This window comes from Paraburkholderia sp. FW306-2-2C-D06C, assembly GCF_058781505.1.
Genome location: NZ_JBYSWU010000034.1, coordinates 42,343 through 63,323, shown reverse-complemented (window position 1 = coordinate 63,323; position 20,981 = coordinate 42,343). Strand labels below are relative to the sequence as shown.

The window sequence follows — 20,981 nt, the reverse complement described above, 5'->3', positions numbered from 1 at the left end:
AATTCACAACGCCGCAGGCAAATTAGTCACCTTGGCATTCCGCAAATAAAGCACCGTAGAAAGCCCAACCGCCGCGGCAGCGGCAACCGCCGCAAAAAGAAACACCGACCCATAGCCGAACTCGCCGGCAATATACCCGGCCAACGGCCCCGTAATGCCAAGCGAGAGGTCGAGAAACACGGAATAAGCCGACAAGGCAGCCCCGCGGCTGGCGGGCGGCACGAGCCCGACGGCTTCGACACCCAGAGCGGGAAACACCAGAGCAAACCCAAACCCGGTCAACGCCGCCCCAGCAAGGGCAATATGCGGTTCAGGCGCCAACCACAACATCAGCAACCCAACGCACTCGAACGAAAAAGAAGCAATAGCGACCCGAAACCCACCGTAGGTCTTGATCGTATTGGCGAACAACAACCGCGAGCCGATAAACAGCGTGCCAAAAACAGTCAGCGACAAAGCGGCATTCGGCCAGTGCTTCGCCGCATAAAACAGCGTGATAAAAGTGGCAATCGACCCAAACCCGGCGGAGCCGAGCGCCAACCCGATCCCGTGCGGCAACACCCGCGTGAACACACTCCGGTAAGACATCCGCTCGCCGTGCACGATCGGCACGGGCGCCATCGGCCGGGTCAGATAAAACCCGAGCGCCGCCAGCAAAATCACCAGAATACCCAGCGCGGCAAACCCAACCGTGTGCGCGATCGCCACCCCGAGCGGCGCGCCGACAGCCAGCGCGCCATAAGTGGCGATGCCGTTCCACGAAATCACCCGGGCATTGTTGCTCGTGCCCACCCGGCCAATCCCCCACAGAATCGCGCCAGTCCCGCACAGGCTTTCGCCAAATCCGAGCACGAGGCGGCTGCACACCAGCAAGACCAGACTCAACACCGGCCAGCGTGCGCACAACACCGCCAGCAGCAAGAAGATCCCGCTCGCGCCGCAGCCAAGCAGACCGATCGACACCGTCCGCTTCGGCCCCAGCGTGTCCGCCGTGCGGCCTGCTAGCGGCCGCGATGCCAGCGTCGCCAGGTATTGCACGCTGATCGCCGCGCCGGCCAGCACCGCGCTGTAACCGAGGTCGTCGTGGACGTACCCGGGCAGCACGGCGAGCGGAATTCCGATCGTCAGGTAGCAAAGAAACGTGAAAAAGACGACCGGAATGATCTGCATGGTCGTCGCATATTCGCTGCGAGGCGTCGCTGAGTCGGTGGACATGGGGAAAACGAGACTTGAAAACGGCGGGAAGCCGCAATTTTCCCATGGAACCGATTCTCTTGCAGGAGTCGCTTAATAATTTCGCGGGCCGAATAACGGTGCCAGATGGATATAGTGATCGGTCTTCGCAGGGCACCCGCCAATTTCTGCGCCCCAGCGCGGTGGTGCGCCCTCAAACCAATGGCCAAAAAACTGCATAAATTAAATAAACACGGCAAAACTGTTGGGTCAACATAAGCCAACCGCGCCTCAAACCTATCTCTATATCGTTTTGCGGATATGTCCCGCATGCGATCCCCGCTATGGGTTGTATTTATTGACGGTGATAGTTTTCGAACCGTCACCGCAGCACGTCCCACGGACACAGAACATTCGAGAGTAACGACACATGACTGAGCCGATTCGCTTCTACCACCGCAACGCGATCCGCGAGATCAAGGACGCGCCCGTCACCCGCACGGTCCTGCAGTATCTGCGCGAGGACGCGCATTGCACCGGCACCAAGGAAGGTTGCGCCGAAGGCGATTGCGGCGCGTGCACGGTCGTGGTCGGCGAGCGCAACGAGAAGGGCGGCGTCGACTTCAAGGCGGTCAACGCCTGCATCCAGTTCGTGCCGACGCTCGACGGCAAAGCGCTCTTCACCGTCGAAGACCTGCGTCAGCCGGACGGCTCGCTGCATCCGGTGCAGGAGGCGATGGTCGAGTGTCACGGCTCGCAATGCGGTTTCTGCACGCCGGGTTTCGTCATGTCGATGTGGTCGCTGTACGAAAAGCACGGCCACGAACATCGCTGCGCGAACAGGACCGTGCCGTCGCGTGAAGCGATCAGCAATGCGCTGACCGGCAATCTGTGCCGTTGCACGGGCTACCGGCCGATCGTCGACGCGGCCGTCCGAATGTTCGAAGCCCCCGCGCCGAAAGCGCCGGTCAATGTCGATGCGCTGGCCAGGACGCTTGCCACGCTCGAGCGCACCGGCACGTTCCACTACCAGCACGCCGGCCAGCAGTTCGACGCGCCGCGCACGGTCGAAGCGCTCGCGAAGATCAAGGAAGCCGAACCCGCCGCGCAGATTCTCGCCGGCAGCACGGACATCGGCCTGTGGGTCACCAAGCAAATGCGCGAGCTCGGCAACATCGTCTATGTCGGCCAGATCGCGGAGATGCAGAAGCTCGAAACCAACGGCGACTGGATCGAGATCGGCGCGGGCGTCACCGTCGAGAACGCCTACGCGGAGATCGCGAAGCAGTATCCGGAGCTGACCGAAATGTGGCAACGCTTCGCGTCGCTGCCGATCCGCAATGCGGGTACGCTCGGCGGTAACGTCGCGAACGGTTCGCCGATCGGCGATTCGATGCCCGGCCTGATCGCGCTCGGCGCGCGCGTGATCGTGCGCGGCGGCGAGATCGAACGCGAACTGCCGCTCGAAGATCTGTACGTCGCGTATCAGAAGAAGGACATGGCGGAGCATGAGTTCGTCGTCGGGCTGAAGGTGCCGACGCGCACCGGCGCGCGCAAACATCTGCAATTCCGCACCTACAAACTCTCGAAGCGTTTCGATTCGGATATCTCGGCCGTGTGCGCGGCGTTCTCGTTCATCGCCGACGGCAACGTGATCCGCGAGCCGCGCATCGCATTCGGCGGCATGGCCGCCACGCCGAAGCGCGCGACGCACGCCGAGGCCGTGCTGCGCGACGCCGAATGGCACGAAGCCACCGCGCAGGCCGCGATGCTCGCGCTCGGCAACGACTACGCGCCGCTTTCCGACATGCGCGCCACCAGCAACTATCGCCTCGAAGCGGCGAAGAACACGCTGTACCGCTTCTGGCTCGAAACGCGTCCGCACAATCCGCTGCCGAAGAGCGCGCTGGACGTTCGCGCGGTCGCCGCGGCGAGCGCCTGAGAAGCCACAAGGATACGGAGAATAGAAGAATGAATCAGCATGCCGAACCGTTCCTGAAAGACCTTCAGGAACAGGAAGACTTTACCCAGGTGCACATCTCGCGTCCGCACGAATCCGCGCATCTGCACGTGAGCGGCCGGGCGACCTACACCGACGACATTCCGACGCTCGCCGGCACGTTGCACGCCGCGCTCGGCCTGTCGCCGAAAGCGCACGCGAAGATCGTCTCGATGTCGCTCGACAAGGTGCGCGCGACGCCCGGCGTGGTCGCGATCTTCACCGCGGACGATATCCCCGGCGTCAACGATGTCGGTCCGATCATCCACGGCGACGATCCGATTCTCGCCGACGGTGTCGTGCAATACGCCGGCCAGCCGATGTTCATCGTCGTCGCGACTTCGCACGAAGCGGCGCGTTTGGCCGCGCGCCGCGCCGAAGTCGTCTATGAGGAGCTGCCGGCGATCCTCACCGCGCAGCAGGCGCGCGCCGCGAACCAGCACGTCTTGCCGCCGATGAAACTCGCGCGCGGCGAAGCCGGCACGAAGATCGCCCGCGCGGCGCATCGCGAAGCGGGTGAAATGCTGCTCGGCGGGCAGGAGCAGTTCTATCTGGAAGGCCAGATTTCGTACGCGGTGCCGAAGGACGACGACGGCATGCACGTCTACTGCTCCACGCAGCATCCGACCGAAATGCAGCACATGGTTGCGCACGCGTTGGGCGTAGCGTCGCACAACGTGCTGATCGAATGCCGGCGGATGGGCGGCGGCTTCGGCGGCAAGGAATCGCAATCGGGTCTGTTCGCGTGCTGCGCGGCGCTCGCCGCGTGGAAGCTGCTGTGCCCGGTCAAGCTGCGTCCGGACCGCGACGACGACATGATGGTCACCGGCAAGCGCCACGATTTCCACTACACGTATGAAGTGGGCTACGACGACACGGGCGTGATCGACGGCGTGACGGTCGACATGACCTCGCGCTGCGGTTTCTCCGCCGACCTGTCCGGTCCGGTGATGACGCGCGCGCTGTGCCACTTCGACAACGCGTACTGGTTGTCCGACGTGACGATCGACGGCTTCTGCGGCAAGACCAATACGCAGTCGAATACCGCGTTCCGCGGTTTCGGCGGCCCGCAAGGCGCGTTCGCGATCGAGTACATCATGGACAACGTCGCGCGTTCGGTGGGCGTTGATGCGCTCGACGTACGCCGCCGCAATCTGTACGGCAAGACCGAGCGCAACCAGACGCCGTACGGTCAGGTGGTCGAAGACAACGTGATTCACGAGCTGATCGACGAACTCGAAGCGACCAGCGAATACCGGGCGCGGCGCGCGGCGGTCAACGAGTTCAATGCGAACAACGAAGTGCTGAAAAAGGGGCTCGCGCTCACGCCGGTCAAGTTCGGCATCGCGTTCAACGTGACGCACTTCAACCAGGCCGGCGCACTGGTGCACATCTACACCGACGGCTCGGTGCTGGTGAACCACGGTGGCACCGAAATGGGCCAGGGCTTGAACACGAAGGTCGCGCAGGTCGTCGCGCATGAACTGGGCGTCGGCTTCAAGCGCATTCGGGTCACGGCCACCGACACCAGCAAGATCGCCAATACGTCCGCCACCGCGGCATCGACCGGGTCCGATCTGAACGGCAAGGCCGCGCAGGATGCGGCGCGCCAGTTGCGCGAACGCCTGTCGGCATTTGCGGCCGAGCGCTTCGGCGCAGGGCAGGTAAGCGCCGCCGACGTGCGCTTCGCGCACGACCGCGTGCTGGTCGGCGATATCGTGGTGCCGTTCGAGGAAGTGATCGCGAAGGCCTACGTCGCGCGCATTCAACTCTGGTCCGATGGTTTCTACGCGACGCCGAAGCTCTACTGGGATCAGTCGAAGCTGCAAGGCCGGCCGTTCTATTACTACTCGTACGGCGCGGCGGTCTCGGAAGTCGTGATCGACACGTTGACCGGCGAAATGCGCGTGCTGCGCGCGGACGCGTTGCATGACGTGGGCGCGTCGCTGAATCCGGCGCTCGACGTCGGCCAGGTGGAAGGCGCGTTCATTCAGGGCATGGGCTGGCTCACGACCGAGGAACTGTGGTGGAACGCGGGCGGCAAGCTGATGACGCACGCGCCGTCCACCTACAAGATTCCGACCGTCAACGATACGCCGCCGGTCTTTAATGTGCGGCTGTTCAGGAACCGCAATGCGGAGGACAGCATCCATCGTTCGAAGGCGACCGGCGAACCGCCGTTGCTGCTGCCGTTCTCGGTGTTCTTTGCGATTCGCGATGCGGTGTCGGCCGTGGGCGGCCACAAGGTCAATCCGCCGCTGAACGCGCCCGCGACGAGCGAGGAAATCCTCAAGGCTGTCGGCGCGGTGCGGGCGGCGACCGCGGCGGCACGGCAGTCGCCGCGGCTTTAAAATACTCACTGGAATGGTGAAACGCCATGAACGACTTTTCTTCCGTTCAGATCGGCCGGCGCGGCGCCGTGCAAGCAGCGGCTCCGGCGCCGATGCACATCGTGCTGTTCGGCGCGGGCCACGTCGGCCATGCGCTCGTCGCGCTGCTCGGGCGCTTGCCGTGCGTCGTCCAGTGGGTCGACGAACGCGATGAACTGTTCCCCGATGAAACGCCCGCCAACGTGCAGATCGAGGCAACCGACACGCCCGACGCGATCGTCGACGCGGCGCCGCCCGGCGCGTACTTCCTCGTGATGACGCACAATCACGCGCTCGATTTCTCGCTCGCCGAGCGCATCATGCGGCGGCGCGATTTCACCTACTTCGGCATGATCGGCTCGAAGACCAAGCGCGTGAAATTCGAGCGGCGCTTGCTGGATCGCGGTGTGGATCTGGACCGGCTGGTGGAGATGACTTGCCCGATCGGCGTGGCGGGTATCGTCGACAAGGCGCCGCCGGCCATTGCGGTGGCGGTGTGCGCGGAACTGCTGCAGGTTCGCGCGCGGCAGGCCGCGGCCCAGGCGGCGACGCACGGGCTCTGCGCGAGCGTCTGAGCGGTCAGTTCAGACAGTCGAACCAGGCGGTCAAATAGGAAACGTCAGCGCGCCGAGGTTGACGTCTCTTCTGAGGTTTTCTTTTCCCGCGGCCGTTTCACGCGCCGCGTCTTTTGCGCCACCAATTCGTCTGACACCTGCGACATCAAAGTCCGCAGCCAACCGACGTCGCTCGGCCGATCCGCTTGGGGATGCCACAACTGATAGCACTTGATGCGCGGAAACGGAATCGGCACTTCGACAACCGCAAGCGGCAGCATGTTCGCGTAGTGCGTCGCGAAGCGGCGCGTGGTGGTGAAGATCAGATCCGATTGCAGCAGCGTTTGCGGCACCAGGCCGAAGTAGGGCAGCGTGGCGACGATGCGCCGCTCGGCACGCGCTCTCGCGAAGCCGATGTCGATGGCGCCGCCGCGCGCGCCGCTATAGGGCGTCGGCGCGAGATGGGGGGCGGCCAGATACGCTTCACGCGTCAACGGCGCGCGCGTGAGCGGATGATCGGCGCGCATCAGGCACACCACCGTGTCGGAGAACAGATCGCTGCGCTCGAAGCGCGGATCGGGCTTCGGCCAGTTGCCGATCACCAGATCGAGTTCGCCCGCATCGAGTGCGGCCGAGTGATCGAGCATCGGGCTCAGCGAATCGATTTCCAGACGCGCATGCGGCGCCGCCTCGCGAAACTGCGCGATCACGGTCGGCATGAAGAAGTCGTTCAGATAATCCGGTGCGGCCACGCGAAAGGTGCGGCGCGAGTGGCCGGGATCGAAGTCGCCGTGCGGTGTGGCGACGAAATCGACTTCGCGCAGCACGCGTTGCGCGGACGCCAGCAGCGATTCGCCGTATTCGGTCGGCACCATGCCCGACTTGCCGCGCACGAGGATCGGATCGCTCAGCGTTTCGCGCAGCTTGCGCAGCGCGGTGCTGATCGCAGGCTGGGTCTGGTTCAGACGCAGTGCGGTTTGCGTGACGCTGCGCTCGACCAGCAGTGTGCGCAGCACGCGCACGAGCCAGATGTCGAGGGAGGCGGCGGTGTCGTCCATGGTTCAGGCGAGGCGGTGCAAGCGGATCGGGCTCGGGTGAGGCATCGCATGGAGCCGCCCGCACGATGGCTCGCCTGCGCTTAGTTGTCCGCGAGGCCCGACGGCAGCGAACTGACCCGCTTCACTTCCTGCGAATCGAGCCAGTTCGGGCTGCGTGCGCAATACAGCACCATCGGCAGCGCGTCTTCGCCCCAGAACAATTGATCGTTCAGACGGAAGGTCGGCACGCCATACACGCCGAGGCCGATCGCGTCGGCAGTGTTGCGCTGCAATTGCGCTTTTACGGCTTCGCTCCTGATCAACTCGGGCCCGTCCGGCTGGCCGACGCGTTCACACAGTTCGGCGAACGCTGCGTCGCTCGATGGATCGCGGCCTTCGAGCCAGATGAAACGGAAGATCTCGCGCACGAAGGCGATGTCGCCCTTCGCCGCGGTGGCGAGCAGCAGCGGCTTCATCGAGTCGAACGGATGAGCCGGCGGCATCTTGAACGGAATGCCGAGCTGCTCCGCGCGAAACAGCGCGTGCCGGTACATGAACACGCGCTTGGCGGGCACGCTGTAAGCCGGCCGCTGACCCCAGTGACGATACAGGTCGTTCAGCACGACCGGCGTGAACGCGAAGTCGAAGCCCGGCCATTTGTCGTGTTGCTCGAGCAACAGGTACGTAAACGGCGAGACAAAATCGTAAAACCACAGCGGTTGCGTGGCGTCGATGCCAACGGTCATATATGTCTCCCGGATTGCCTGCTCCGAACGGTGTGCGTCTGCTAAACCGTCGGAATTGTAATGATCTTACGCGGTGCGGCCGCTGCTTGCAGCGGTCAATAGGGTGGGGAGCCGGCGGGCTGCCGTTGCCGTGCACGTCAGGCCCGGCTGGGGGCAGGGGATGCCGGCGCTCATGCAGGGCGAGGGCGCTCGTCTGAAGACTCGTGCGCCTTGTCGCCCGCCTCGCTGCCTTCCCGTGCTTCACCTCGTGCTTCACCTAAATCGGCCGCTTCATTTGCCTCGTTTGCCTCATGCGCCTCATGCGCCTCGGGCGGCGTGGGTCCATCGCCCGGCTCAGCTGGTTCGCCCGGCTCGGCCGGCGCGTCGCGCTGGGCCTCGCGGCTATGCGTCAGCCGCTCGCGCACGAAGCCGATGTGCTCGCGCAGCACGTAGAACTGATCCGCATAAGCGAGCGGCATCTTCAGGCCGTTGACCGAGTCCTCGATCGCGTCGAGCCGTTCGATCAGCGTGGTGCGTTCGGCGGCCGAATACTCGCTGAGCGCGCTGCGTTCGATCGCGATCAGCGCGCCGTACCAGCGATAGATGCGCGACTTCACCCGCCATGCATACAGCGACGGCACGACGCGCAGCGCCGGAATCAGCAACACGATCAGCGGCACCACGACCACCAGCAGCCGGTCGGCGAGACTCGCGAGCCAGAACGGCAGGATCCGGTAGAGGAAACCCTTGCCCGACTTGTAGTAGCGCGCGGCGTCGTCGCTGATCGGGAAATCGTGCGCGTGCGGTGCGGGGAACTCGCCGGCCCGCTGCATGATGTTCGCCTTGCCGTGCACCTCGCGCGCCGCTTCGATCAGCAGATCGGAGAGCGCGGGATGCAGCGAGTCGCGCGCCACCAGTTCGGCGGTCGGCGCCACCATGTGAATCGGCGCGGAGGGCAGATTCTTGCCGAGGTCGAAAGCGCCCATCGGCATCACGAGCTGCGTCAGATACGGAAAACGGCGCGTGTACGCATCGGCCTGGGTGAAGTCGTAGAACTGCACGTTGGGCGTGCGATAGAGCTTGCCCATCACCGCCGGCTGCGCCGAATCGCCGGCCAGGAAGGCGGCGTCGACTTTGCCGGAGATGAGCGCCTGCGCGGCGTCGTCGCCGGAGAGCGGCAGCAGTTTGGTGGCGCCGCCCGGCTCGATGCCGTTCGCCTTGAGCAGCGCGAGCGCCAGTTCCCGCGTGCCGCTGCCTTCGGCGCCGACCGCCAGACGCGAGCCCTTGAATTCGGAGAGCCGCGTGACGGTCGGGCCGTGATAGAAAATCGCCAGCGGTATATACGCCACGCTGCCGAGCGACGTCAGACCGTCGCTGACCGGGCCGGGCGCGACGCCGTCCTGCACGAAGCCGACATCGACGTTGGAGTTCGGGTCCGAGAGGCGCTTGAGATTCTGCAACGAGCCTTCCGACGGCAACACGTTCAAGGTGATGCGGTTGCGCGCCAGAATGGCCTTGTACTTTTGCGCGGCGGTCCAGAACGTGCTGCCTTCGGGACCGGCGCTGATCGTCAGCGTATTGGGCGGGGCGGGCTGGATCAGGCGCACGGCGACCCAGATCGCCGCGATGGCGACCAGCAGGATCGGGCCGAACGAGACAGCCAGATCGCGCCACGAGATCGCGACGAAACGGGCAACGAGGCGGGGGCGGCGTTTGCGGCCGGTGGCAGGCTTCATCGGATGACGTGACGGCTACGGTCGAAGGTGAACAAGGATGCGGCAGCGCTTTAGCGTAGCGCAAGTCGAGGCGCTCGCGCTATGCCCGGCTCGATGCCGGGCCGCCAGGCGGCGGCACGCGTCCGCGCCGATGGTACCTGAGATTCGCGTGGCGGCGGCATTCACTGCGCATCGACGGCGTCGGGTCCACGCCCCGAGCATGACTAAACCCTTTGCGCTTCTGGCCCGGCTAGATTAAATTGTGCATCGCTGCCGCGATTAGACGTTTGCGCAGCGCGACCCGGCACGACACAGGAGAACCGGGCGCGTTGGCGGACTTCGCGGCTTGCCGGCCTTCATGCCGCAGCGCATGCCTGTCATCGCGTGCCTGTCATCGCATACAGCAACGGCGGCCGGCCTCTCTCGCCTCTCGCACACCGTGTTGCAGCCATAGTCGGCCGTCGCTCAGCCACGCCTTGTCGCGCCCGGGCCCGGCCGCCGGTAGTCGTAACGAAGCCGCTTGGTAGATGCGGTCCTATGTGAAGCAAAAGGAGAAATTATGAAATCGGTCGGTTTTCTGAAGACGCTGGGTTCGGTGGTGGCGATGGTGGTGGCGTGCAACGTGTACGCTCAGGCAAGCGATGCGATGGCAAGCGGCACCATGGCCGCCCCGGCTGCGAGCGCCAAGACCATCAAGAAGGCCGATAGCCAGCTCGGCCGCAAGGTGCGCGGCGCGCTCGCCAAGGCGCAAGGCATCGACGTGTCGAGCATCGCGGTGCGCGCTCGCGGCGGCGCGGTGACGCTGACGGGTTCGGTGCCTGACCAGGGCCAGATCGACAAGGCGGGCGAAGTCGCCAAGGGCGTCGCGGGTGTGACGTCGGTGTCGAACAAGCTGAGCGTCGAGCAGCAGTAAGCGGGTGGCAAGAGGGGCAATACGCGCAACAAGTGCATGAGGCGCCGCGAGGCGCCCTGCGCGCCACGCTCATGGAGCGTGCGATGGGTGGCCCCCTTGCGCCATCTTGATGCATGCCAGCAAACGGGTTCCAGCAAATGGCCGGAGCCCGTTTTTTTGTTTTATTTTTCGCAGCGGCGATTTTTGAAACGGTGATGATGGATCGGGGCACTTCGAGGCTGTAGGCAGCACCGCAGCGGACCGCCCGGCGTGCGCAATGACACACAATCGACCCGTCGTGTGGCGTACAGTGAGGCAAGGGGAACCGGAGTCAACGCCATGGAAACCACGTTTTTGCGCTATACCGATCTGCCAATCGGCGATCGGGCGGCTTTCGAACTCGTGTGCGCGCGGCACGGCTTCGCGCCGGCGCATTTTGACATCAGCGCCTGCGCCGATCCTGACGACGCCGCGCATGAGCGCCTCGTCACGGTGCGGCGCGGCGGCTGGGCGCAGTCCTATCGCGACCAGCACGGCAAGTGGGTACGGCAGTTCGAGACCGATCTGACCTGCCGTTTTTTCAAATAACCGGCGCGCCGGTCTGGCCCGGCGTGCTGGCCTGACGTTCAGGCCAGCACGAGGCGCACGCCGACCAGCGTCAAGGTGGCGGCGAGCAGGTTGCGCAGCAGCGCATCGGGTGCGCGCGACGACAGATAACTGCCGATTGCGATACCCGGCAGCGAGCCGACCAGCAGCGACAACAGTATCGACCAGTCGACCGAACCCAGCAGCCAATGCCCGGCGCCTGCCAGCAGCGTCAGCGGCACTGCATGCGCGATGTCGGAGCCGACGATGCGCGTGGTCGGCAGCAGCGGATACAGCAGCAACAGCACCGTCACGCCGATCGCACCCGCTCCCACCGAAGTCAGCGACACCAGCACGCCGAGCACCGCGCCGGTCAGCATGGTCAGCGCGAGCGTGCGGCCCTGGTTCGGCACGCGCAAGCGGTGCGCGCCGAGCGCCGCGAGCTGCGGCCGGAACACCAGCGCGACGGCTGTCACCAGCAGCGCCACGCCGAGCACGAGCTGGATCAACCGGCTCGCGCCCGGCGTGTCCATCCCGTAACGATGCAGCAGGAGCAGCGTGACGGTCGCCGCCGGCACGCTGCCGGCGGCCAGACGCAGCGTGATCTGCCAGTCGACCGAGCCTTTCAGGCCGTGCACCAGCGTGCCGGTCGCCTTGGTCGCGGCCGCGTACAGCAGATCGGTGCCGACTGCGGTGGCCGGATGCACGTTGAACAGCAGGACCAGGATCGGCGTCATCAGCGAGCCGCCGCCGACGCCCGTCAGTCCGACCAGAAAGCCGACGAACAGGCCGGATACGGAATACAGCAGATCGATATGGGGAAAGGCCATTGAGCGGACCGCTGACGGTCGGGTGGGTTGGGTAGATTGGGTGGCAATGCCGGCATGCGGCTGTCTTCGATGGTCGATGGACAGGCGCGTTGTCGGCGTGGCGAAAGGCGCTATTGTCGCAAAACTGTCGCGCTTGCGTATAAAGACGTCGATCGGCGCGGCTTCAGCGGAGGTTCAGGCGCGCTTTTCCCCGACGATCCATGCTCTCTCCCCAACCTCCGCCGCTCAAAGCGCGCGGCGAACTTCGACGATGCCGAATGCCGCCAGCGTGATCCCGACGATCCGGTCGATCGTGAGCCGCAGCTTGCTGCCGATCGCGTGGCGCGCGAGCGACACCACGGTCACGAGAAAACACCACCACGCGATCGAGCCGCAAAACACGCCGCTCACCGTCGTCAACGCGATGCCCGATGAAAATGCGCCGCGCGGCGCCAGCGTCGTGAACAACGCGGCGAACATGATGACGGTTTGCGGGTTGGTGAGCGTGAGCAGCAGCGAACTGGCGTACGCGCGCAGCGCGCCGGCGCGGCCGATCTGCGCGAGCTTGCCGTCACCGTTCGGCGCGTCGGCGGGCGGCTTTTGCAGCAATGTGCGCACGCCGAGGTACAGCAGAAACAGACCCGCTATGAGATGCAGGGGCCGGTCGTAGGCGAGCATGAACTGCGAAATGCCGACCAGCCCGAGCGCCGCGATCAAACCATAGGCCGCATCGCCGCTGGCGATGCCGATCGCCAGCCCCGCGCGCGGACCGCCGGTCAGCGTGCGGCGGATGCACAGCATGCCCATCGGGCCAACGGGCGCCGCGATGGCGAGGCCGACGCCCGCGGCGGTGAAGAAGAGGCTGGTGGTGGACATGGAGTTTCCTGGTCGATTGCGCTGTCTGGCCCGCTGGCTGGCCGTGGTTCGTGCGGTGCCGTTTGCTTGTCCTGGTTGTGCACGCGTTGCGTTGTTGCGTTGAATGGGCATTGAGCACGCCGGACGCGTGCGTCAGCATAGCCAGACCGAAAGTTTCCAGCAAGGCGGCGCGCAGAAAACCTGCACAACGCAGCGCGCGGCGGGCGTGAATACCCTGACTTGAGTTCGGCCGCCGTTTTCCTCGGGCATAATTTTTCCACTTCGCTTGTCCACCTCATTTTTCCTTCTCGTCCGTTTGATCGCGTCGCGTGCGGTGCTGGCCGACGCCTTACCCGGCGAACCGCTGTACGGCTACCTGGCGCGCGCCGGTTTGCCGAAGCAGTTCACCGCCACCGCTCAACTTTCCGCATCACAGGTGCTGCAATGAGTCCGCTTTCGTCTTCCTCCCAACCGGGTGCGGGTACGTTGCCGCTCGCGGGCATTCGCGTCGTCGAGCTGTCGCATATGGTGATGGGGCCGACCTGCGGGATGATTCTCGGCGACCTCGGCGCCGAGGTGATCAAGGTCGAGCCGCCGCGCGGCGACGGCACGCGCCGTTTGCTCGGCACCGGCGCGGGCTTTTTCCGCACCTTCAATCGCAACAAGAAGAGCGTCGCGCTCGACCTCGATACCGAGGCGGGGCTGGAGGCGCTGCATAAGCTCGTCGATACCGCCGACGTGTTCGTCGAGAACTTCAAGCCGGGCCGCATGGCGAGCCTCGGTCTCGATTATGCGTCGCTGCGCGAGCGCAATCCGCGGCTCATCTACGTGTCGCACAAGGGCTTTCTCAACGGTCCCTATGAACATCGTCTCGCACTCGACGAAGTCGTGCAGATGATGGCAGGCCTCGCCTACATGACGGGACCGGTGGGCCGCCCGCTGCGCGCCGGCAGTTCGGTCAACGACATCATGGGCGGCATGTTCGGCGCGATCGGCGTGCTCGCCGCGTTGCACGAACGGCATACGAGCGGGCGCGGCAAGGAAGTGCAGAGCGCGTTGTTCGAAAACTGCGTGCTGTTGTCCGCGCAGCACATGCAGCAGTTCGCGGCGACCGGCGTGCCCGCCGCGCCGATGCCCGAGCGCATCAGCGCATGGGCGGTCTACGACGTGTTCAAGCTCGCCGACGACGAGCAGATGTTCATCGCCGCGACCGGCGACGGCCAGTGGCGCGCGCTGTGCGCGATTCTCGGCCGCGCCGACCTGCTGGCCGACCCGCGGCTTGCGACCAACAACGATCGCGTGCTGGCGCGCGACTGGCTGCTGCGCACGCTCGGCGAAACCTTGAGCCGTTTTGAAGGCGCCTCGCTCGTGCCGCTGTTCGAGCGCGACCACATCCCGTTCGCGTCGATCACGCGGCCCGAAGAGCTATTCGACGATCCGCATCTGAACGCGAGCGGCGGCCTCGCCCGTTTGACGCTCGATGACGGCAGCGAAACCGCGATGCCGCTGTTGCCGATCTCGATGGACGGCGAACGCCTGCAACCGCGTCAGCCGATCGCGAAGATCGGCGAGCACACCGCCGAAGTGCTGCGCGGGCTGGGCTATGACGACGCGCAGATCGCGACGCTCGGCGGCGGCTTGGCTCGGACGCCGCGCGAAGCCGCCTGATTGTCGTGTGAGTTTCAAAAGCGTTGCGGATAGCCAATCAATTTCATCCGGCATCAGACTGGAATTCAGCAACCATTTTGCATGGGATCGGAGCGCTCTGCGTGGGACCGGAGTAAGTGCTGAAGCACTAACTCCGGATCGACATAAGTGCTTTGCATGGGACCAGAGTAACGCGCTATGGGGCTGGAGTAAGCGCTAAAGCGCTAACTCCAGCCGACACGCGAACTCTGATCGACAGCTAAAGCGCCAACTCCGATCGACAGCGCGTTCGTGATCGCGGCGTGTTTGGGCCGCTTTGGCGTGAACGGGATGTTCGCGTTTATTTCAGGGGCGATGGTGATCGTGATGCTGGCTATCGCTACGCTTGGGCCTAAGACGCGCGATGTTGCGCTGGAGGATATTTCCAGATAGCTCTTGCTGATGGTGCCCGCCTTGGCGGGCGGGCTTGCCTTTTTAGTGCTTCTTTTGGGTCGTTGCGGGCGTGCTCGGCATCACGCGGATCGGCGGCGCGCCGGAGGGCGAAGTGGCTGGTTTGGGCTTCTTTTCCTGTTTGGGTTTTTTCGCTTCGCGGTTACTGCGGAGTTGACCTTTTGCCATGATGGACTCCCGATTGGCTTTTTTGGCTCCGCGAGGGAGCTAAGGGTAGTGTGCGCTGGTTTTGTTTTTAGTGGTTGGGTTTTTTGCGCGTAGCGAACGGGTTGGCGGGTTGGCTGTCTCCAGGAAAAACTACACCATCCGACTCCGGCTACGCCGCCAGGTTTCGCTGGGCAGTTCCCCAAACTGCCCCCTATACTCGTTGGAGAAATTCCCAAAATGCCAGAACCCCCACCGCGTAGCGACTTCGGTAACTGAAGCAGACCCCCGCAATTCACGTCTCACATGGTCGAGCCGAACGGCTCGTATATAGGCAGAAGGATTCACCCCAAGGGTGTCCTCAAAAGCATATTGCAAGGTGCGCCGGCTCGCGCGAAACCGCGCACAAAGCTCCGCCACGGACAGCGGGCAATCAGGCGACCCCTCGACCAATTCGCGAACACTTCGCACGAGCTGCCAGTTCCTCGCGGTACGCGCTTCGAGATGTCCATGAGGATCGGCACTCTGCATTCCCTGCAACGCGTCAGCCAGGCCGAATATCACCGATTTCTCAAACGCCGCGGCTACGCCCGCGTCATCGAGCAAAGTCGGCGTGGCGGCCACCGCATCGAGCAGCGGCTTCAGGACCTCGCGAAAGCTCTGCAGCCGCGCAGGATCGACATTCAGCACGCCAGGCCTCACGCCCAGCAGCGGCGTCATCTCATCGAGCTGCGATCGCACCAGCCGATCGCCAATCGCGCCAGGCTCGATCTCCAGATTCACCACGACGTGCTTGTCAGGCGATAAGAACTCGAAGCCGCCCTCGCCGGAAAACACGTGCAAGCCGTCGCGATGACTGGTCTGCCCGCATAGCAGCGCATGTCCCTCGAGTTGAAACGGAACGCTGACAGCCAGCCTGGACGCCGCCACCTGGCCGCGTTGATACACCGTGCGGTTCAGCCGCTCGACCAGCACGCGTACGCCGCCCGCCAGAAAAGAACTCACCGAGCCGTCGAAGGCGCCGCGAGAAATCTGGCAATAGCTCTGGTTCCATGCGTCGAACAACATCGCCTGCTCGTCGATGTTCCGGCAACAGCGAATCTCGACGGCGCTGCTTGTCTGGTGGACCGGTTGCATAGCTTCTCCCGATTCTGGTGGCGCTCCCCGAAAAGCTCGTGCCGCCCCCAGTGTATGCGAAAAAAACCCCGCTCCGGAGTTGTGAAAGAAGCCGTCACCCTAGCGGTCATCCTGAGTCGTCACCCTAGCCGTCACCCTAAGCCGTCAGCCTAAGCCGGCGCCGCGCGCAGACCCGGCCGCAATGTGGCTTTGTAATATTTTTGTCAGCAAGGCGGGTTTTTACGGGATTTTTACTTTTTGCCAATTTTGGATAGTCGCCGCTTTTTGCCGCCCCTACTTTGTGCACAACGCAATGCACCAGAACGGGAGTCACGCATGAGCAGACCGGCAGGCAGGCTGGAAGGCAAGATCGCAATCGTGTCGGGCGGCGCAACGGGCGCAGGCGGCGCGGCGTCGCTGCTGTTCGCACAGGAAGGCGCGCAGGTCGCCGTCGTCGATATCAATACCGATGCGGGCGAGGAAGTGGTGACGCGGATTCGCGCCGCAGGCGGCACGGCCGAACTGTTCGCAGCCGACGTGTCGAAGTGCGCCGCAGTGGATGCTGCGGTGGCGAACATCGTCGCGCGTTTCGGACGCGTCGATGTGCTGTTCAATCACGCCGGCAGCATCGTCGTGAAGCCGTTCGTCGATACCACCGACGAAGACTACGACTGGCTGATGAACGTCAACGTGAAGAGCATGTTCATGATGACGCGCGCCGTGCTGCCGCACATGCTGGCCGCGGGCCGCGGTTCGATCGTCTGCACGGCGTCGATCTCGTCGGTCGCGGCGACGCCGCTCGAAGTGCTGTACTGCACGACCAAAGGCGCATGCGCGATGTTCGCGCGCTCGATCGCCGTCGAGTATCGCGATCGCGGAATCCGCTGCAACGCGGTGTGCCCCGGTTTCATCGATACGCCGCACGGCCGCCGCGAAATCAGCGCGCTGGCGAAATACGGTTTCGATGCGAGCGAGGCTGCTTTGTCGGTGCAGCAGGGCCGCCTGTGCGCGCCGGAAGAGGTCGCGCGCGCAGCGCTCTTTCTCGCCAGCGACGACGCCAGCTTCGTCAACGGCGCGCATCTGTATGTCGATAACTGCTTCACGGCTGCGTGAGCCGGTTTCCCGTCGCGCGGTCACGCCTCTTTCGCCGCACCGTCATAACCCTGTTCAAAGGATCGCGTCATGGACATCAACACGGCCGTGCCGTCGGCGGAGCCCGCCGACAACGACGTCAAGCTGCTGCACAAGATGGGCTACGCGCAAGAACTGTCCCGGCGCATGGGGGCGTTCTCGAACTTCGCGGTGTCGTTCTCGCTGATCTGCATTCTGTCGGGCGGCATCACGTCGTTCCAGATGGGCTTGTCCGCGGCGGGCGGGGCGTCGATCGGACTCGGCTGGCCGCTCGGCTCGCTGTTCGCACTGGTGGTGGCCGCGGCGATGGCGCAGATCGCGTCGTCGTATCCGACTGCCGGCGGTCTCTATCACTGGAGCTCGATTCTCGGCGGCAAGACGTGGGGCTGGCTCACCGCGTGGCTGAATCTGCTCGGGCTCGTATTCGTGGTCGCCGCGATCAATTACGGCACCTATGATCCGTTCTTCCGCACCTTGATCGCGCCGATGTTCGGCGTGAAGCCCGAAGCGCTCGGCTGGTGGCATCAGACGATCTTTCTGACCGTCATTACCGCCTCGCAGGCCTTCCTCAATCATCGCGGCATTCGCATCACCAGCAAGATCACCGACCTGTCGGGCTATCTGATCTTCGTGGTGACGATCATGCTGGTGGTGGCGCTGCTCGCGTATTCGCCGGTCAAGATCGACTTGTCGCGGCTTTATACGTTCACCAATTTCACCGGCGTCGACGGCGGCGCGTGGCCGAAGCAGACCATCGCCATGGCGTTTCTGTCCGGCCTGCTGCTGACCGCTTATACGATCACCGGCTTCGATGCGTCCGCGCATACGTCCGAGGAGACGCATGAGGCGGCGCGCAACGTGCCGCGCGGCATCGTCGGTTCGGTGTTCTGGTCGGCCACCTTCGGTTACGTGATGGTGTGCGCGTTCGTGCTGGTGATGCCGGACATCGGCGCCGCGGTGAAGCAGGGCACGGGCTTCTTCGAAGCGATCCTTGCGCCGATTCCGGGACCGCTGCGCATCGTGATCGAATTGCTGATGTTCTTCATCAACTATGTGTGCGGTCTGGCAGCGGTGACGTCGACCTCGCGGATGATGTTCGCGTTTGCGCGCGACGGCGGCCTGCCTGCTTCGAAGTGGCTGCGCAAGGTGAACGCGGCACATCGCACGCCGGGCGCGGCGATCTGGACCTCGGCGGTGCTGGCGATCGTGGTCACGCTGTACGGCGATGCCTTCACCGTACTGAGCGCGGGTAGCGCGGTGTTCCTGTTCATCTCCTATGCGATGCCGATCGCCGCGGGAATTTTCGCGGAAGGCCGCACGTGGAGCGAGAAGGGCCCATTCCAGCTGGGCATGCTGTCGAAGCCGTTCGCGGTGGCGGCGGTGATCGGTGCGCTGGTGCTGGCGTATGTCGGCATGCAGCCGCCGAACCAGAAAGTGGTCTACGTGATCGCCGGTTTGCTCGCGGTGTTGCTGGCGGTCTGGTACGGCGCAGGCGTGCGCAAGCGCTTTGCGGGGCCGCCGATCGGCGGAGTGTCGAAGGAGCGCGAACGCGAATTGAGCGGGATGGAGGGACAGTTGGGGGAAGGTTGAGCCTGGGTCGAGCCTGCTTCTGCCTGCTAGAACCCTGCATGTTCTGAAATGATGTCAGCCGGCCATCGGACCGGCTGACGTTTTACTTCGGCTTCCTGATTTCAGCTTCAGTGCTTAGCTGCCGGCCTTAGCTGCCCGCATAACCCACCGGAACGGTCGCGTTGGCTCTCGCAACCGACGCGTTGTTCGACACCACATACATCGGCGATTCCGTCAGCGTGAGCGTCAGCGTACCGTTGCTGTAACTGGCGGTCGACGCATTGCCCATCATGTCGATCACCTGCACCGTGCCGCTCGTGCCCGGCGCATCGACGGTGAGGCTGTACGGCACGCTATAGGTCGAACTGAACCCGGCGCTCGCATTCCACACGTTGTTGTTATGCGCCCACAACGCGGTGATCACCGCGCCGTTGCCCACCTGCTGGAACGCGTAGGCGTAGACCCCGGCCGGCGTGCCGTTCACCGGCCCCAGCGTGTTGGTGCCGTCGAGCGCGCGCGTCATCGCACTGATCGCCATCGCGACCGGCTTCGGACTGATGTTGGTTGCGCCGAACGCGCCTTGCGCATCGTTCAGATCGAAGAACGTGCCGTAGCCGACTTCGTTCGGATAGTCCGCGCCATAGAACACATAGACCTGATCGGCACCTTCGCCGAGCGTGATGATGTGCATGCGCGCCGCAACCGCGGCTTGCGCGTACAACACGTTCGCGCTCGGATAGTTCGGACCGTACGAGCTGCCGAGGTCGTAGCTGATGCCGGCTTCGGTCGAGAACAGCTTCATGCCGGGACGGTAATCGGTGGCCATTTCCGCGCGCAGATTGCGCATCTGGCCGCGCAACGAGCCGGCGGCGGTGGACGGGTCGCTATCGTAGCGCTCCGGCGGATGCGAAGGCGAGGTGCCCGCGTCGTAGTAACCGTGCGTCGCCACGCCGTCGATGTATTGACCGAAGCCGAGCGGCGCGAGGCGCTTCAGACGCGTCGTGGTCAGACTCGGGAACGCATCGGTCGGGCCCATCACCACCGCGTGCGGATCGGTCGAATGAATGCCTTGATAGACGGACTGATACAGCGCGACGAAGTTAGCGTCCGTGTCGGTCCACATCTGGTTCGGCTCCCATGTCACCTGATAATAATTGGCCGACTGCTGCGGGAAATAAGCGGTGCGAATCGCATTCGATTCTGTGCCCACCCGGCTCATGTAGTTCTGGTAGTACAAAAGATCCTTAGGCAGGCCGGTGTCGTCCTGGAACGCGCCGGTGTTGCTCGCCCAGGCGGGAATCCCGTCGAGACGGATCAAACGCATCACGTTGCCGGTCTTGTAGAACGGATCGAGCGTGCTCGTTGACGGGTTGAACGTGTTCGCTGCGTTCGGCTCCATCGTCGAGAGCTGGCGATCGTCGATGGTGGAGCTGATGCCGAGAGCGGCAAGCAGCGAGCCGTTGTCGTTCGCGCCTTGCATGCCGAAACGATGCTGCTCCTGATGCGCATAGCTGACGGCAGGAACCGCGCCGGAGAGATTGGGCGTCACCCCGAAGGTCGCGATGCCGACTGGACGCGTGCCGGCTTGCGGCAACTGGCCGCCGTTTTGGGCGAGCGTGCCCGACGCCGCGAAATAACCGGCGAGCGTCGAGGTGCAATTCAGCGTGATGGTCTTCGAGCCGCTCGGCACGGCGGTGCTGCCGCTCGCCGCAACCCTGCCGACGGTGTCCGTGACGGACCAGTTCAGCGTGTCCGCGGACGGCGCGTTGGTCGTGAAAGTAAGCTGGAAGGTGCTGCCTGAAGCGAAGATGCGCGTACCGTCGGCACTAGGCGTATCGGCTGAGATGACGGCGCTGCCGGAGCCCGCCGAAGTGGCCGGCGCGGCGCAACTGAACTTTGCGTTGGGGTTGGCGGAAAGGACTGAGGCGGCCGAGTTGCCGTTTGCGCCTGCGGCGTTGGTGGTGGAGCCGCCGGTGCCGTTGGCCTGGGTTGCCGCATTGCTGCCGCCGCCACCGCCGCAACCTGCTAGTGCCAATGAGAGTGTCGAGAGTAGAAGTAGATGCGATTTCATCAATCTGTGAGCAATCCGCTATCGGATGTTCGTCCATCCCGCCCGCGCGAGGCGCGCCGCGAAACGGACTGAACATAGGGTTCAGTTGCAAGCGAGCCGATGACCGAGATTTCGGCATCGGCCATCCTGTGTGCGCAGCC

The 20,981-nt window shown here is 64.3% G+C and carries 18 protein-coding genes and 2 pseudogenes; 11 read left to right on the top strand and 9 right to left on the bottom strand.

Annotated elements, in window-relative coordinates:
- Positions 1–3 precede the first annotated feature (3 nt).
- Positions 4–1,215, bottom strand: a complete 1,212-nt coding sequence (locus AC3WLT_RS23810) for an MFS transporter (protein WP_492594136.1) — start codon at positions 1,213–1,215, stop codon at positions 4–6.
- A gap of 388 nt (positions 1,216–1,603) precedes the next feature.
- Here AC3WLT_RS23810 and xdhA point away from each other — a divergent pair, with 388 nt between their 5' ends.
- The 3 genes from xdhA to xdhC are packed head-to-tail and all read left to right on the top strand — an operon-like array spanning position 1,604 to position 6,116.
- A complete protein-coding gene (gene xdhA, locus AC3WLT_RS23805; RefSeq protein WP_492594135.1) occupies positions 1,604–3,115 on the top strand; it encodes a xanthine dehydrogenase small subunit in 1,512 nt (503 codons plus the stop codon).
- A gap of 29 nt (positions 3,116–3,144) precedes the next feature.
- Positions 3,145–5,523 carry a xanthine dehydrogenase molybdopterin binding subunit gene (gene xdhB / locus AC3WLT_RS23800; RefSeq protein ID WP_492594134.1) on the top strand — a complete coding sequence of 793 codons (2,379 nt, stop codon included), beginning with the start codon at positions 3,145–3,147 and terminating at the stop codon, positions 5,521–5,523.
- 26 nt (positions 5,524–5,549) lie between these two features.
- Positions 5,550–6,116 carry a xanthine dehydrogenase accessory protein XdhC gene (xdhC, locus tag AC3WLT_RS23795; protein ID WP_492594133.1) on the top strand — a complete coding sequence of 189 codons (567 nt, stop codon included), beginning with the start codon at positions 5,550–5,552 and terminating at the stop codon, positions 6,114–6,116.
- A 44-nt stretch (positions 6,117–6,160) separates the two neighbouring features.
- Here the strand turns inward: xdhC and AC3WLT_RS23790 are convergent, their stop codons facing one another.
- From AC3WLT_RS23790 to AC3WLT_RS23780, 3 genes are all read right to left on the bottom strand, one after another.
- A complete protein-coding gene (locus tag AC3WLT_RS23790; RefSeq protein ID WP_492594132.1) occupies positions 6,161–7,153 on the bottom strand; it encodes a LysR substrate-binding domain-containing protein in 993 nt (330 codons plus the stop codon).
- A gap of 80 nt (positions 7,154–7,233) precedes the next feature.
- Positions 7,234–7,878: a 2-hydroxychromene-2-carboxylate isomerase gene (locus AC3WLT_RS23785; protein WP_492594131.1), complete on the bottom strand. Its 645-nt coding sequence runs from the start codon at positions 7,876–7,878 to the stop codon at positions 7,234–7,236.
- Positions 7,879–8,048: 170 nt separating this feature from the next.
- Positions 8,049–9,593: a TAXI family TRAP transporter solute-binding subunit gene (locus AC3WLT_RS23780; protein ID WP_492594130.1), complete on the bottom strand. Its 1,545-nt coding sequence runs from the start codon at positions 9,591–9,593 to the stop codon at positions 8,049–8,051.
- Between the two features lie 538 nt (positions 9,594–10,131).
- Between AC3WLT_RS23780 and AC3WLT_RS23775 the strand changes: the two genes are divergently transcribed.
- Both AC3WLT_RS23775 and AC3WLT_RS23770 read left to right on the top strand, forming a co-directional pair.
- Positions 10,132–10,485 (top strand): BON domain-containing protein, encoded by a 354-nt coding sequence (locus tag AC3WLT_RS23775; RefSeq protein ID WP_492594129.1) that lies wholly within the window; start codon positions 10,132–10,134, stop codon positions 10,483–10,485.
- Between the two features lie 318 nt (positions 10,486–10,803).
- Complete coding sequence (locus AC3WLT_RS23770; RefSeq protein ID WP_492594128.1) at positions 10,804–11,052, top strand: hypothetical protein; 249 nt, start codon at positions 10,804–10,806, stop codon at positions 11,050–11,052.
- Positions 11,053–11,090: 38 nt separating this feature from the next.
- Here AC3WLT_RS23770 and AC3WLT_RS23765 read toward each other — a convergent pair whose 3' ends face one another.
- Together AC3WLT_RS23765 and AC3WLT_RS23760 are read right to left on the bottom strand one after the other, a co-directional pair.
- Positions 11,091–11,879: a sulfite exporter TauE/SafE family protein gene (locus AC3WLT_RS23765; protein ID WP_492594127.1), complete on the bottom strand. Its 789-nt coding sequence runs from the start codon at positions 11,877–11,879 to the stop codon at positions 11,091–11,093.
- Between the two features lie 225 nt (positions 11,880–12,104).
- Positions 12,105–12,734 carry a LysE family translocator gene (locus AC3WLT_RS23760; RefSeq protein WP_492594126.1) on the bottom strand — a complete coding sequence of 210 codons (630 nt, stop codon included), beginning with the start codon at positions 12,732–12,734 and terminating at the stop codon, positions 12,105–12,107.
- Between the two features lie 286 nt (positions 12,735–13,020).
- On the opposite strand from AC3WLT_RS23760, the pseudogene AC3WLT_RS23755 reads away from it, so the two are divergent.
- The 3 genes and pseudogenes from AC3WLT_RS23755 to AC3WLT_RS23745 form a co-directional block, all read left to right on the top strand.
- Positions 13,021–13,161, top strand: a pseudogene (locus AC3WLT_RS23755) (hydroxymethylglutaryl-CoA lyase); the annotation flags it as partial.
- The gene (locus AC3WLT_RS23750; protein WP_492594125.1) at positions 13,158–14,381 is read left to right on the top strand and encodes a CaiB/BaiF CoA transferase family protein; all 1,224 of its coding nucleotides are present in this window, start codon (positions 13,158–13,160) and stop codon (positions 14,379–14,381) included. The pseudogene AC3WLT_RS23755 and the gene AC3WLT_RS23750, both read left to right, overlap by 4 nt.
- A gap of 261 nt (positions 14,382–14,642) precedes the next feature.
- Positions 14,643–14,792, top strand: a pseudogene (locus tag AC3WLT_RS23745) (MFS transporter); the annotation flags it as partial.
- Positions 14,793–14,834: 42 nt separating this feature from the next.
- Here AC3WLT_RS23745 and AC3WLT_RS23740 read toward each other — a convergent pair.
- Both AC3WLT_RS23740 and AC3WLT_RS23735 read right to left on the bottom strand, forming a co-directional pair.
- On the bottom strand, positions 14,835–14,978 hold the full coding sequence (locus AC3WLT_RS23740) for a hypothetical protein (RefSeq protein ID WP_492594124.1): 144 nt from the start codon (positions 14,976–14,978) through the stop codon (positions 14,835–14,837).
- Positions 14,979–15,107: 129 nt separating this feature from the next.
- Complete coding sequence (locus AC3WLT_RS23735; protein ID WP_492594123.1) at positions 15,108–16,091, bottom strand: helix-turn-helix domain-containing protein; 984 nt, start codon at positions 16,089–16,091, stop codon at positions 15,108–15,110.
- Positions 16,092–16,406: 315 nt separating this feature from the next.
- Between AC3WLT_RS23735 and AC3WLT_RS23730 the strand changes: the two genes are divergently transcribed.
- A complete protein-coding gene (locus AC3WLT_RS23730; RefSeq protein ID WP_492594122.1) occupies positions 16,407–17,183 on the top strand; it encodes an SDR family NAD(P)-dependent oxidoreductase in 777 nt (258 codons plus the stop codon).
- Positions 17,184–17,252: 69 nt separating this feature from the next.
- The gene (locus AC3WLT_RS23725) at positions 17,253–18,791 is read left to right on the top strand and encodes an amino acid permease (RefSeq protein WP_492594121.1); all 1,539 of its coding nucleotides are present in this window, start codon (positions 17,253–17,255) and stop codon (positions 18,789–18,791) included.
- A 127-nt stretch (positions 18,792–18,918) separates the two neighbouring features.
- Here the strand turns inward: AC3WLT_RS23725 and AC3WLT_RS23720 are convergent, their stop codons facing one another.
- Entirely contained in the window at positions 18,919–20,460 is a 1,542-nt protein-coding gene (locus tag AC3WLT_RS23720) for a hypothetical protein (protein ID WP_492594120.1), read from the bottom strand.
- Between AC3WLT_RS23720 and AC3WLT_RS23715 the strand changes: the two genes are divergently transcribed.
- Positions 20,435–20,851 carry a hypothetical protein gene (locus AC3WLT_RS23715; RefSeq protein ID WP_492594119.1) on the top strand — a complete coding sequence of 139 codons (417 nt, stop codon included), beginning with the start codon at positions 20,435–20,437 and terminating at the stop codon, positions 20,849–20,851. The two genes, AC3WLT_RS23720 and AC3WLT_RS23715, sit on opposite strands and share 26 nt — an antisense overlap.
- Positions 20,852–20,981 lie beyond the last annotated feature (130 nt).